Source organism: Musicola keenii (assembly GCF_014855505.1).
GTDB classification, from domain to species: domain Bacteria; phylum Pseudomonadota; class Gammaproteobacteria; order Enterobacterales; family Enterobacteriaceae; genus Musicola; species Musicola paradisiaca.
This window is the reverse complement of the sequence record NZ_JAAWVW010000010.1, coordinates 106,966-121,002: the sequence shown is the minus strand read 5'-3', so window position 1 is coordinate 121,002 and position 14,037 is coordinate 106,966. Positions and strand designations below refer to the sequence as shown.

The 14,037-nt window shown below is 57.0% G+C and carries 10 protein-coding genes; 7 read left to right on the top strand and 3 right to left on the bottom strand.

Translation table 11 applies throughout. From position 1 onward, the window contains the following. Positions 1–206: 206 nt before the first annotated feature. Complete coding sequence (cas3, locus tag HEP82_RS12530; RefSeq protein WP_192458388.1) at positions 207–2,969, bottom strand: CRISPR-associated helicase Cas3'; 2,763 nt, start codon at positions 2,967–2,969, stop codon at positions 207–209. A gap of 593 nt (positions 2,970–3,562) precedes the next feature. Between cas3 and HEP82_RS12525 the strand changes: the two genes are divergently transcribed. The 5 genes from HEP82_RS12525 to HEP82_RS12505 all read left to right on the top strand — a co-directional run bounded on the left by HEP82_RS12525 (position 3,563) and on the right by HEP82_RS12505 (position 10,303). Beyond that, positions 3,563–4,498 (top strand): aminoimidazole riboside kinase, encoded by a 936-nt coding sequence (locus HEP82_RS12525; RefSeq protein ID WP_192458387.1) that lies wholly within the window; start codon positions 3,563–3,565, stop codon positions 4,496–4,498. 279 nt (positions 4,499–4,777) lie between these two features. Continuing rightward, entirely contained in the window at positions 4,778–6,397 is a 1,620-nt protein-coding gene (locus tag HEP82_RS12520; RefSeq protein WP_192458386.1) for a carbohydrate porin, read from the top strand. 72 nt (positions 6,398–6,469) lie between these two features. Beyond that, on the top strand, positions 6,470–7,840 hold the full coding sequence (locus tag HEP82_RS12515) for a sucrose-specific PTS transporter subunit IIBC (RefSeq protein ID WP_192458385.1): 1,371 nt from the start codon (positions 6,470–6,472) through the stop codon (positions 7,838–7,840). Continuing rightward, on the top strand, positions 7,840–9,252 hold the full coding sequence (locus tag HEP82_RS12510) for a sucrose-6-phosphate hydrolase (RefSeq protein ID WP_192458384.1): 1,413 nt from the start codon (positions 7,840–7,842) through the stop codon (positions 9,250–9,252). The genes HEP82_RS12515 and HEP82_RS12510 overlap by 1 nt, the downstream gene beginning before the upstream one ends. 31 nt (positions 9,253–9,283) lie before the next feature. After that, positions 9,284–10,303, top strand: a complete 1,020-nt coding sequence (locus HEP82_RS12505) for a substrate-binding domain-containing protein (protein ID WP_192458383.1) — start codon at positions 9,284–9,286, stop codon at positions 10,301–10,303. 23 nt (positions 10,304–10,326) lie between these two features. On the opposite strand, the gene exbD is transcribed toward HEP82_RS12505, so the two are convergent. Next, positions 10,327–10,746, bottom strand: coding sequence for a TonB system transport protein ExbD (exbD, locus tag HEP82_RS12500; RefSeq protein ID WP_015855252.1), 420 nt, complete (start codon positions 10,744–10,746; stop codon positions 10,327–10,329). A gap of 3 nt (positions 10,747–10,749) precedes the next feature. Next, complete coding sequence (gene exbB, locus HEP82_RS12495; RefSeq protein ID WP_192458382.1) at positions 10,750–11,664, bottom strand: tol-pal system-associated acyl-CoA thioesterase; 915 nt, start codon at positions 11,662–11,664, stop codon at positions 10,750–10,752. A 267-nt stretch (positions 11,665–11,931) separates the two neighbouring features. Between exbB and metC the strand changes: the two genes are divergently transcribed. Continuing rightward, entirely contained in the window at positions 11,932–13,125 is a 1,194-nt protein-coding gene (gene metC / locus HEP82_RS12490; protein WP_192458381.1) for a cystathionine beta-lyase, read from the top strand. Positions 13,126–13,313: 188 nt separating this feature from the next. Next, positions 13,314–13,976, top strand: coding sequence for a DedA family protein (locus HEP82_RS12485; RefSeq protein ID WP_192458380.1), 663 nt, complete (start codon positions 13,314–13,316; stop codon positions 13,974–13,976). The last annotated feature ends 61 nt before the right edge of the window (positions 13,977–14,037 follow it).

Here is a 14,037-nt window from a genome sequence, read left to right as displayed (position 1 = left end):
CCGTGAGGTCGTCATGATTCCTATTTATTGTTTTCTGCCTCCGCGCGGCCAGAGTCCGCGCCAGTGGCACCGATGTTTCCCGGTGGATAAAAACTGCCGAAGCAGCAAAAAATCTTTTTAAAACAGTGGTATTCCCATGAGGCTGTTAGCCAACAGCCTCATGGTTTATAAAGACAAATTTATGCCGGGCAAACCTGATCCGCCCTTCAGCATCTTGGCTGGCTATTATCAGCCACAGGAGTTAACCCCTGCCTCTTGCTATAAAACGGTTCCGCTTCGCCCGGCGTCAATAGCAGCACCTCGGCGCCGGGGCGGTGCAGTTGTTGCCGAAAGCGCTCCCGCGCCTCGCCCTGTAGCGTCGGCCACTGTTTTTCGTGCTGCTGCCACCAGTTCCGGCGTACCGACAGGCGGCTTTTTTCCCAGCCGAATTCCCCCTCTCCGGCATAGGGCCGTGGTAGCGCGTCATCGTGGTCGGCGCGCCAGGCCAGATACACATCTAGAGAGTCTTCACCGGCGCGAGTAAACAGCTCGGCATCATCGCTCCAGCCTCGTTGGGCTGCCGCCGCGCAATATCCCAATGAGAACGTCAACGAGGATTGCGCCGCGATGGTGCGATCGCCTAACTGTTTTCCTTCCGCCTGATAATCCCCCGCTTCTAATGCGGCAGGTGCCGTAATACGTTGCTCATACACACTGTCTATCAGCAAACGCGCCTCTTCCGGCATGCGTAACGCACCGCGTTCACGCAATATCGCCTGAGTGCGCCATAACACCGCCTGATGCGAATACACCGCGCCGGTACCGCGTAGCTCTGCGCCCAACCAGTCGCGCCCGGCGTCCGGTTGCCATTCCGGCGCCAGCACCCACAACACCGGCGCAGAGCGGTCATCCTGCTGCGGCGCAGCGTCGTCTGGCCGCTTACAACTACCGTCGGCCCGGCGAATGTGACGTTGCAAACGCCCGGCCCGCTGGATGAGCAAATCCACCGGCGCGAGATCGCTTATCATCACATCCACATCAATATCCAGCGATTGTTCCACCACCTGTGTGGCAATCAGTACCTTACCGTGCCGGGCACTGCCGTCGCTGTGCTTACCGAAGCGCTCGATCGCCGTATCCTCTATCGCCAGCCGGTCGCAAAACGCAAACCGGCTGTGGAATAGCAGCACGTCATCCGGCGCTATCTCATCGCACTGACACAGTTGCCGCCAAGCGGCTATCGCGTCGTCCACCGTATTGCGGATCCAGCACACGCATTGCCCGGCCGCCACCGATCGGCGGATCAGCGCAATGGCCTCAGCACTGCGGGATAACCAGTCCACCACCACAGTACGAGAAACCTCAGCCCGGGTTGCCAGCGGCCATTCATGCAACGCCTGCGCATTCACTTGAGTAAACCAGGGATAACCCGCCTGTTTCGCCAGCGTGCCGGGCGGCTGTTGTATCCCGCGGTAGAACGCCTGCACCAGCCGCTCCCGCTGCGATGCCGCCAGCGTGGCGGTAAGAATGATCGCGCTGCCGCCCTGGCTGGCGTGGAAAGCCAGCAGGTTTTCCAATAGGCGGCTGGTATAGGCGTCGTAAGCATGGACTTCATCCAACAGCAGAATTTTGCCGTTCAACCCCAACAGGCGCAGCGACTGGTGCCGGAATGGCATCACCGCCATCAACGCCTGATCGAGCGTACCGACGCCGACATCCGCTAGCAGCGCCTTCTTGCGCGAATCGGCAAACCACTGGTTGCACGCCGCGCTGGCGCTGTTTTCATCCGGGCCATACCGCATCGGCCCAGTCTGTTCCGGCGCCCATAGCGACAATTGAAAATCCGTCACCATGTCGCGCGCGCCATGCGCCAACATCAGTGATGGTGAGCCGGGCTCGTTAAACAGCATGCGGTACGCTGTCGCCAACCGCCGGTACATGGCGTTGGCGGTCGCCATCGTCGGCAGACCGACGTACAACCCATCGCCAAACCCAGCGCTCAGCAATCGGTGCGTCAACACCAATGCGGCCTCAGTTTTTCCCGCCCCGGTAACGTCTTCCAGTAAAAACAATTGAGGGCCAGGCGTGCTGATATCCACCGATATGGCTTGTTGCTGCAACGGCGTTGGCTGAGTAATAAAGGGAAATAGCGCGTTCATGCTCCGAAACGGCGCGACATGGCAGGCGGCGGGCAGGCGCAACACCGCGTTTTCCGCCTGCGGTAACGCATATTCACGCCAGTAATCCGCCAGTGCCATGGGCTGTGAGCAATAAGGGAAATCCGCCTGGGACGAGCCGGCCCAGTCCGCCAGTACCACACAACCGGCCAACGACCAGCTTCGCTGTTGCAGCAACGCCCGCCAGCGTCGATCGCTAAAGGTATCGGGAAATGCGGTTAATTCAGGAAACACCGTGCGCAGGTCAGTGAGATAGGCCTGTGCGGCCAGAATGTCATCCGGGTGAAATGCCAACGCGCCGTTATCCTCTTCCACCGGCGGTTGGCCATGATGGCCGCACATCAGCCGCAACCACAGATCCATCACATGATGAAACTTATCGGCGCGGGAAACCGTCGGCAACCAGTCGGCATCCTGCTGCCAGCGGTCATAGAGTTGATATCGCCACAACCACAGACCTAACGAATCATGGCGCGCCGAAGACACCTGTCCCGTTGATTGCACCAGCGGAGCATCCGGTTTTTGGTACAGCCGTTGGAACCCGCGGGCAAATTTACCGATATCGTGCCAGGCCAAAAACCATGCCAGCCATAATGCGGCGTGTTCTTCATGCAACCCCAACGCCTGTAGGTGGTCGCGGGCATGAAAACGGTTATGTTTCACCAGCCAATAACCGCAGGCCGCCACATCCAGACCGTGATAAGGCAATAAATGATAAGCCGCGCCGTTTTCATTTTCAGAAGACGGCTGCGCTTTACCCCAATAATGAAAATAGGGTGCGGATAACAGTTCCACACGGACTGCCTCGGGCATCGGCTGACCTCATCACTAAAACACCTGACTATTTACTAAGTATGGGAAACAAATAAGCAGTGACAAGATAATTTTTATAAATAAAAAAGCGACTTATCACCGATGCGGCATTCGTTGGTCGATAAATAATATTTAAAAATAAATAGACCGTCATATTCACGTTGCCGGTGTATTGTCTGCGTAACTCGGCCCATCAATGGGTCTCGCCATTCGGCCGCGGCAAGCCGCGTTCAAATAAGCACATGCCTATTTGTCGCTCATCCGAATCACTTACCGGAATAAACGCATCGGGATTCGCTCACTTGCCGTCTTTCTGCAACTCGAATTATTTGAGGTATATATCCTTACCACGGTAATAATTATTGAAAAATAATATTCAGTGATTAAAGAAGCTGAATATTGTTTTATCCCATTTCCGTTAAATTCGGTGGCAATACGCATGCCTACAACGCGACGGGGCCAAATCTACCGTTTTTTTCTCCGCAGGTGAGACGCTTTTCATCCCCCCCTTTCTCCCATCTACAAGTTGATTAGCTAAACCGTTTCTTCTATGTTAGCAAACAGTTTAACTATCCTCGATGAAGAGTGTGATTATGTCTCATAAAGTATGGGTCATGGGCGATGCGGTGGTCGACCTCATTCCTGAAGGCGAAGATCGCTATCTGAAATGCCCAGGTGGCGCCCCTGCCAATGTCGCCGTAGGCGTGGCCCGATTAGGCGGGCACAGCGGCTTTATCGGCCGCGTTGGCGAGGATGTATTTGGTCATTTCCTGCGCGACGTATTGACGCGCGAGCAGGTGGATGTTCGCCATATGCAACCGGATGCGGAGCACCGCACCTCCACGGTGGTGGTGAGTCTGGATGCACAAGGCGAACGCACTTTCACCTTCATGGTGCGGCCCAGCGCCGACCTGTTTCTACAACCGGACGACTTGCCCGTTTTCCAGCCGGGGGAATGGCTGCACCTCTGCTCCATCGCCCTGTCGCGCGAACCCTCACGCAGTACCGCATTGCTGGCGATGCAGCGTATTCGGGAAACCCAGGGCTGGGTTAGTTTCGATCCGAACATCCGCGAAGACCTGTGGCCTTGCCACCAGACGCTGAGAGATAACCTGGATCAGGCGCTGAGGTTAGCGGATGTGGTGAAACTGTCCGAAGAGGAATTCCACCTGCTCAGCGGCACCCGCGATATCCAACAGGGAACCGCTGCGCTGATGGCGCGCTACCCGATACGGCGTCTGCTGCTGACACTGGGCGGTAACGGCGTATGGCTGCACAATCGCCGACACTTACAGCATTTTCCAGCCCAGCGCGTCATACCGATAGACACCACCGGCGCAGGCGATGCGTTTGTCGCCGGTATGCTGGCCGCGTTGGCGCAGCATGACAGTCCATTTGACATTATGGACTGGCGGCCGATGGTTGATCAGGCGCAGCGCTGCGGCGCGCTGGCGACCACGGCCAAAGGAGCCATGACCGCGCTGCCGCACGCCAGACATCTCATCCACACCAAAAACGCATCAAACTGATTTTATTACAATATTAATCACCACCCCCACCGACGGCACAGCCGGTGGGGCATCACATGACCATCCTCTCTTTTTCGATTTCCCGGTGGGGAAAATCCCCCTGACACCGCCGTCTTTCGGCGGTGGATGTCATGGTTTTGTCGCCAGGATCACAGTTACCACAGCAGGAACGCAAAATTGCTTGCCAACCTGCGCGCCCTCCCATTAGCTTCATTTTGCATAACCGGTTTAGCAATTTAGCAAAACAATGACAGCCAAACCTAAAAGAGACCCCCTATTATGATAAAGCAGACCTCTCTCGCCGCCGCTATTGGGCTTGCGTTATGCGCATCCCCGGTCGTTATGGCCGCGTCGTCGGACAGCATCGAAACGCGGCTGAACGCCATGGAACAACGTCTTCAGCAAGCCGAACAACGCGCCAGGCAGGCCGAAGCCCGCGCCGATGCGGCGGAAAAACAGGCCAGACAGCTTGCCACTCGCACGTCACAGGTAGAGCAGAAGACCCAGCAGGTGGAGTTCGCCACCCAGCAAGTCGCCCAGCAGACACAGCAAGTGGCGCAACGCGCCGCGCAGACCGAGCAGCAGACCCAACAGGTGGCGCAGCAAACAAAATCGCTATCCAGCAAAAGCAGCTTTGCTGATGGGTTTGAATTTCACGGCTATGCCCGTTCCGGGCTGGCGGCACACAGCTCGACCACCAGTTCAAACGCTGATATCGGCCCCGGAATGACGCCCGCAGGGGAAACCGGCGGCCATATCGGCCGTCTCGGCAACGAGGACGACACCTACCTTGAAATGAAACTGGAGCACCGCACCAAACTGGCCAACGGCGCCACCACGCGCTTCAAGGTGATGATGGCGGACGGGCAACGCAGCTATAACGACTGGACTGCCACCACCAGCCAGTTGAACGTGCGCGAAGCCTTTGTGGAGTTAGGTTCGCTGCCTACCTTTACCGGCGCGTTCAAAGACACCACGTTATGGGCGGGCAAACGTTTTGACCGCGACAACTTCGATATTCACTGGCTTGACTCCGACGTGATCTTTCTGGCGGGTACCGGCGGCGGTATTTATGACGTCAAGCCGACGGACGGCTGGAAAACCAGCGTCTCGATGTACGGCCGCAGCCTGGGTGAAATCACCTCTCTGGACAACGAGATCCAGAACTACATCGTCACCAGCAACAACTTCGTCGGCCCGTTCCAGTTCATGCTGAGCGGCCTGAATGCTCGCAATAACGACGTTAAAACCAATAGCGGCGTTAACAGCGCCAACCACGTCACCAACACGCATGCCGGCGACAACGGCTACCACGCGATGGCAGCCTGGCACGGCGATAGCTTCTACGGGCTGCGGGAGGGGACGGCTAAAGTGGCGGTGCTGTACGGCCACGGTCTGGGGGCGGAAGTGAAGTCTCTCGGCGCCGACGGCAACCTGACCAAAGATGCCGACACCTGGCGGCTGGCGACTTACGGCACCACGGCGCTGAACCGTACCTGGAGTTTTGCACCCGCCGTGCTGGCTCAAAGCAGCAAAGACCGCTACGTACAGGGAGACGACTACAGTTGGGTGACATTTAATGCGCGCCTGATTCAGGAAATCACAGAAAATTTCGCACTCGCGTATGAAGGTAGCTATCAATATATGGACCTGAACCCACGGGGGTACAACTCGCGCAATCAGGTCAGCGGCAACTTCTACAAGCTAACCTTTGCACCGACGTTCAAGGTGGGGGATATCTCCAACCTCTTAAGCCGACCAGAGCTGCGCGTTTACGCCAGCTACATGAACTGGGATAAACGCCTGGATAAATACGCCAGCGACGATGCCTTCGGCGCCACCGGCTTCAAAGCCGGCGGGGCCTGGACCTTCGGCGTTCAGATGGAAACCTGGTTCTGATAGTCAACTCTGCCGTACCGACGCCGGGTATTCCGCCGGTACGGCAAACGTGTTTCAACAATGAGGAATGCTATGGATATTCATGCCACCGCGACGACTCTGCTTCCCTTACTGGGTGGAAGAGAAAACATTGCCAGCGCCGCACATTGCGCCACTCGTTTACGTCTGGTGTTGAAGGACGATACGATGGCGGACAAAGCCGCTATTGAAAACGTCGAGGGCGTCAAAGGGTGCTTCCAGAATGCGGGCCAGATGCAGATTATTTTTGGTTCGGGCCTGGTGAACAAGGTCTACGCCGAGTTTATCAAGGTTGCCGGCATCAGCGAGGCCAGCACCGCAGAAACCGCCACACTGGCGGCGCAGAAGCTCAATCCGCTACAGCGACTGGCCCGCCTGCTCTCCAATATTTTCGTGCCCATCATCCCCGCTATCGTGGCTTCCGGCCTGTTGATGGGACTGTTGGGGATGATCAAAACCTACGGCTGGGTGGACGCCGGCAGCGCACTGTTCGTGATGCTGGATATGTTCAGCTCGGCGGCATTCATCATCCTGCCAATCCTGATCGGCTTTACCGCCGCGCGCGAGTTCGGCGGCAACCCCTATCTGGGCGCCACGCTGGGCGGCATCCTGACTCACCCAGCGCTCACTAACGCCTGGGGCGTGGCCGGCGGTTTCAAGACCATGAGTCTGTTCGGGCTGGATGTCGCTATGATCGGCTACCAGGGTACGGTTTTCCCGGTGCTGCTGGCCGTCTGGTTCATGAGTTTGGTGGAAAAACGGCTGCGCCGGGTGGTACCGAACGCGCTGGATATCATCGTGACGCCATTCCTGACCGTGATTATTTCAGGCTTCGTCGCCATGCTGGTGATCGGCCCAGCGGGACGCATGCTGGGCGACGGTATTTCTCTCGTACTCAACACCCTGATTACCCATGCCGGATGGCTGGCAGGCCTGTTATTTGGCGGTCTTTACTCGGCCATCGTCATTACCGGCGTACACCACAGTTTCCATGCCATTGAGGCCGGGCTGCTGGGCAATCCGTCGATTGGCGTCAACTTCCTGCTCCCCATCTGGGCCATGGCTAACGTCGCCCAGGGCGGCGCCTGTCTGGCGGTCTACTTCAAAACCCGAGATGCTAAAATCCGGGCCATTGCCGTACCGTCCGCGCTCTCTTGCTTGCTCGGCATTACCGAAGCGGCGATTTTCGGGATCAACCTGCGCTTCATCAAACCGTTTCTGGCCGCGCTGGCGGGTGGTGCGCTGGGCGGTGCCTGGGTGGTCGCCAACCACGTCAATATGACGGCCGTTGGGCTGACCGGTATTCCAGGGCTGGCAATCGTGCAGACAGGTTCTATCCTGAACTATCTGATCGGCATGCTGATCGCATTCGGCGTCGCATTCGTCCTGTCGTTCCTGCTGAAATACAAAACGGACAACGCATAATGAAGGAAATCCACCTGTTAAAACGGATGGCGCAAGCCCTGATGTCGGGGCAGTCCCGTCAGACTTACGATCCCTGGCGTCCCCAGTGGCACCTGTCACCACTGGTGGGCCTGATGAACGACCCTAACGGTTTCATCCAGCATAACGGGCGCTACCATCTGTTTTATCAGTGGAATCCTTTAGCCTGCGCCCACGGCGCCAAATGCTGGGGCCACTGGAGCTCCGCCGACCTGGTGCACTGGCGCCACGAACCTGTGGCGCTGTTGCCAGTGGAACGCTATGAAAGCCATGGTTGTTATTCCGGTTCCGCCGTGACGGATAATGGCGTACTGACATTGATTTATACCGGTAACGTCAAGTACGACGACGGCTCACGTACCGCGTACCAGTGCCTCGCGACGGAAAATGCCGACGGCGAGTTCGACAAACTTGGCCCGGTGTTGACGTTGCCGGAAGGCTATACCGGCCATGTCCGCGACCCGAAAGTCTGGCGACATCAAAATTGCTGGTATATGGTGCTGGGCGCACAGGATTCGACGTTACAGGGCAAAATTCTGCTGTACCGTTCCGACAATTTGCGCCAATGGCAATTGCTGGGGGAAATCGCCGGTTCGCGGCTGAATGGCCTGGGCGATTTCGGCTACATGTGGGAGTGCCCGGATCTGTTCCCGCTCGACGGGTGGGACGTCCTGATCTGTTGTCCACAGGGGCTGGCGGCGGAGGACGAACGTTATCTGAATACCTACCAGTCCGGCTATTTCGTCGGCCATCTGGAGGGTGAACAAGGACGCTTCACCCATCAAGCGTTCAATGAGCTAGACCATGGCTTCGAGTTTTATGCGCCGCAAACGACATTGAGCGATGATGGGCGCCGGTTGCTGTTCGCTTGGATGGGCGTGCCGGATCAGAACGAATTTAAACAACCGACGATCGCACACGGTTGGATCCATACCATGACCTGCCCGCGCGAACTGACGCTGCGCGACGGTCGGCTCTACCAATTGCCGGCCCGCGAATTGCAACGATTACGCCAGCGCGAATGCCAGTGGCAGGGGACGGCGAGTTATGCGCCTGCGCTCCCTGCAGGCAGTGCGGAGCTATCGCTCGATATCCAGGGCGAATTCCAGGCGCATTTCGCCGACCAGATGACATTGAACTGGGATGGTGAACGCCTCTCACTCAGCCGCCGTCATCGACTGACGGGCGAACCGGAGCACCGTTACTGGCGCGGCACAACGCTCTACCACTTGCAGATCCTGTGCGATCGCTCCAGCGTGGAAATCTTTATCAATCACGGTCAGGCCGTTATGTCATCGCGTTATTTCCCCGATAGCGACGCTACGATCCGCTTCCAGGGGTCGGGCAGTATCCTGCTCCGGCACTGGTTGTTGTCCCCATGCGTGATAGAATGACGGCCTTCTTTAGGCAGCGAAAGATCAAGCGGTGAAACAGACCAAACGCATCACTATCAGCGATATCGCCAAGCTGGCGGGCGTTTCCAAATCCACGGCCAGTCTGGTGCTCAATGGCCGTAGTAAAGAGTTTCGTGTGTCGGACGACACCCGCGACCGGGTGCTCGCTCTTGCCCAGCAGCAGCGTTATCAACCCAGCATTCATGCGCGTTCCCTGCGCTCCCGCCGTAGTAATACGCTGGGGTTGGTGGTGCCGGAAATGACCAACTATGGTTTTGCCGTCATTTCCCGCGAGTTGGAATGTCTGTGCCGCGAGGCGGGCATCCAGTTGCTGATCGCCTGTACCGATGAAAACGCCAGTCAGGAAATGATGGCCGTCAATAGTTTGATACAGCGTCAGGTTGATGGGTTGATTGTCGCCTCCAGCATGCTCAGTGATGCGGAATACCAGAAGATCAATCAACAGTTGCCGGTGGTGCAGTTCGACAGAGTGATCGGCGATTCCGACCTACCCCTGGTGATCACCGAATCGGTGGAGTCCACCGCTATGCTGGTGGAAAGAATCGCGCGTCGTCATAGCGACGAGTTTTATTTCATCGGCGGGCAGGCGCGCATATCCCCAACACGCGACCGACTGGCCGGTTTTCAGCTTGGACTGGAACGCGCCGGCGTCGAATGTCGCACGGAATGGGTTATTCACGGCAGCTATCACCCCAGCGCCGGTTACGAGATGTTCGCCCAGCTCTGCGCCCAACTGGGCCGGCCGCCTAAAGCATTATTCACCGCCGCCTGCGGTTTGCTGGAAGGCGTGCTGCGCTACCTCAATCAGCACAATCTACTGAACAGCAACCTGCATCTATGCAGTTTCGACGATCACTATTTGTTCGACTGCCTGCCGCTGAAGATCGATACCATCGCGCAGGACTGCGAAACGCTGGCGCGTAACAGTTTCGACATGATCACCGCACTGGTTGACGAGCGTCCCTTGCCTGATAGCCGAATTTACGTCCCTACCCACATCCACTGGCGGCACCCCGACTCACTGGCTTAACCTGCAGGCGAAAAAAAAGCGCGTTACCGCGCTTTTTCCGCCCCCATCAAGCCGACTTTGAGATACCCCGCATCGCGCAGTGAATCCATCACCCGCATTAGGGTTTCGTAATCGACGCTCTTATCAGCCTGAAAGAAAATGGTGGTTTCCTTATTCCCCTGGGTTTTGGCTTCCAATGCCTGCGCCAATGCGGTTTCCGCCACCGGCTCCTCGCCCAGATACAGCTGCCGATCCGCCTTAACTGTCAGATATACCGGCTTGTCCGGCCGTGGCTGGGGTTTCGCGGTGGAGGCAGGCAGATTAACGCGAACGTCTACCGTCGCCAGCGGCGCGGCCACCATAAAGATGATCAGCAACACCAGCATGACGTCGATAAACGGCGTCACGTTAATATCGTGCATTTCGCCGTTTTCGCTCTGCCCGTCATTGAGATGCATGGCCATGACTCAACCTACCCGCAGTTTTTGCGCCGCTGAAGCCATCTGGCTCCCCACGCTGGCAGCGATGTCGAGATCGCGGCTTTGCAGTAACAATACCTGTGCCGCCACATCACCGACGATCGCCTTGTAGCTGGCTGTCCAGCGGGCGAAAATGTTGTAGATCACCACGGCAGGGATTGCCGCGATCAACCCGATAGCCGTCGCCAGCAATGCTTCGGCGATACCGGGAGCCACGACCGCCAGATTGGTGGTTTGGGTATGTGCGATACCGATGAAGCTGTTCATGATGCCCCAGACGGTTCCAAACAGACCGATGAACGGTGCGATGGCCCCTACCGTCGCCAGATAACCGGTACCGCGTCCCATCTGGCGCCCCGTCGCCGCCACTCGGCGCTCAAAACGAAACGCCGTGCGCTCTTTAATACCGTTGTTGTCGTCCGAACGAGCGGACAGTATCTGTTCGTTACGCGCGTCTTCCAGCAGTTGCAACGCGACGCTGCCGGGCTTGAAGACAGCGGCGATATCTGCGGCGTCGTCCAGCGTACTGGCATCTTCCAGCGCCAGATGTTCACGGCGAATACGGTTTTTGGCGCTCATCAGGCTGGCGCTTTTACTCAGGAAAATCGCCCAGGTAATCACCGAGGCCACCACCAGACCGATCATCACCGTTTTTACTACCACATCGGCATGCTGGTACATGCCCATCACGGAGAGATCCATTCTCATCAGGTTGTCTTCACCCGCGCCTGGCGCACTTACGCCGTTGACTGCCAGCGGCGCCGGCGCCGCGATCACCGCGCCGCTCACGCCAGAAAACAGTACCAACGTCAGCAGGCGGTGAATCCATACCTGGAATACAAGACGGGCGCTCCGTAATACAGATAACGCCCGCCGATTACTCTTATTGTCAGCCGTATACACGCTGTACCTCCACCAATCATCCAAACTCATGCCATATTCGGATGAAAATGATACCAAACCTGGGATTAATTGATAGTCGTTCTCATTATTATTTGCGCATTTAAACCGCATATTCTATAAGGTCTTATGCTAAATCCCGCGGCAAACGCACCGACCGCGCAAACATTGTCCCCCTGTCCCATCAGTCGTGATAACGTAAGAGACTCCCACGTCGTACCGATTTCTCCGCGTAAGTCGCCAGGATCGCTAGCAGCAGGTAAATGCCGAATGACAAGTAAAAATATCGCCACCCGACTGGTGGCCGCCGGACGCAGTAAAAGAGTTACCCAGGGCGCCGTCAACCCAGTAATTCAACGGGCGTCTTCTCTGGTTTTCGATACCGTTCAGGACAAAAAGAATGCCGCCATCAACCGAACCAAAGGTGCGCTGTTTTACGGCCGTCGCGGTACGTTGACCCATTTTGCGTTGCAGGATGCCATGTCTGAACTGGAAGGCGGCGCAGGATGCGCACTCTACCCTTGCGGTGCCGCCGCCATCGCCAACGCGATCCAGGCTTTTGTCTCCGCCGGCGACCATCTGCTGGTCACAGGTTCCGCTTATGAACCTACTCAGGATTTTTGTAACAAAGTGCTGGCGAAAATGAACATCGCCACCACGTTTTTCGACCCGATGATCGGCGGCGATATCGCCAGCCTAATCCAGCCCAACACGCGGGTGGTTTTTCTGGAATCCCCCGGCTCCATCACCATGGAAGTACAAGATGTCCCGGCGATCGTCGCCGCAGTACGCCGCGCCAATCCAGATATCGTCATCATGATCGACAACACCTGGGCTGCGGGTGTCTTGTTCCGCCCGCTTGAGCTGGGCGTGGATATTTCCATCCAGTCAGGCACCAAGTATATCGTCGGCCATTCCGACGCCATGATCGGTACCGCAGTGGCCAATGCTCGCTGCTGGGATCAGCTCCGGGAGCAGTCCTATCTGATGGGGCAGATGGCGGATGCGGACAGCGCCTATCTGGCCAGCCGTGGCCTGCGTACTCTGGGCGTGCGTCTGCAACAGCATCAGGAAAACAGCCTGCGCGTTGCCCGCTGGCTGGCGGAGCGCCCGGAAGTGGTGGCGGTCAATCACCCGGCGTTGCCAGGCTGCAAGGGCCACGAATTCTTCGTCCGCGATTTCAGCGGCTGTAACGGCCTGTTTTCTTTCGTACTTAAAGAGAAACTCAGTCGGGAACAATTGGCCCACTATTTGGATCATTTCAGCCACTTCAGCATGGCCTACTCCTGGGGCGGGTTTGAATCCCTGATCCTGGCTAATCAGCCGGAAGAACTGGCATCGATCCGCCCGGCCGGCGGCGTGGATTTCAGCGGGACGCTCATCCGGCTGCATATCGGTCTGGAAGATGTCGACGATCTGATTGAAGATCTGGCTGCCGGGTTCAGGAGAATTCAGGAAATGTGATAGCCCTATCTCTTCCTTCCCCTGGAAGCTGCTGCGGGCATAAAGGTAATACGTGTATGATGAAACGTAACAATGATGACTATAAATTTACCTTTTTCTCCCTATTCTTTTGATCCTGCGTTGTTAAGACGCGGAAGCGAAAAATATCGCAGCTTCAGGGGTCACAGCAAAACCAGACAGGAAGCATTATGAGTGTTGTTCATGAAATTATTCAGGCACTGTGGCGACAAGACTTCAGTGCGTTGACCGATCCCCATGTGGTATGGGTGATTTACAGTGTTCTTTTCACCACCCTGTTTCTGGAGAATGGCCTGCTGCCTGCATCTTTCCTGCCGGGTGATAGCCTACTACTACTGGCCGGAGCCATGATTGCCAAAGGCGTGATGCACTTTATGCCCACGGTATTGCTGCTGACGCTGGCGGCAAGCCTCGGTTGCTGGCTGAGCTATCTGCAGGGGCGCTGGCTGGGGGATACTCGTCTGGTAAAAAAATGGCTGCACCAGTTACCGGCGCATTACCACCAACGCACGCATAATCTGTTTCATCATCACGGGCTCTCGGCGCTACTGGTCGGGCGTTTTCTGGCCTTCGTCCGCACCCTACTGCCCACCATCGCCGGCATCTCCGGGTTGAGCAACTCCCGTTTTCAGTTTTTCAACTGGCTGAGTGGCTTTTTGTGGGTCTTCGGTATTATCACGCTGGGCTACTCCATCAGCCATATCCCGCTGGTGAAACGTCATGAAGATCTGGTGATGACCGTGCTTTGTATCCTGCCAGTGATTTTGCTGGCAAGCGGTCTGGTTGGCATGCTGCTGGTGCTATGGCGTAAAAAACGCGCCGTCGCCGGTTGATATCACGGATTTTACCATTCAGATCATTACGTCGGGGCGCCGCGTTGGCAGGTGGCCGCCC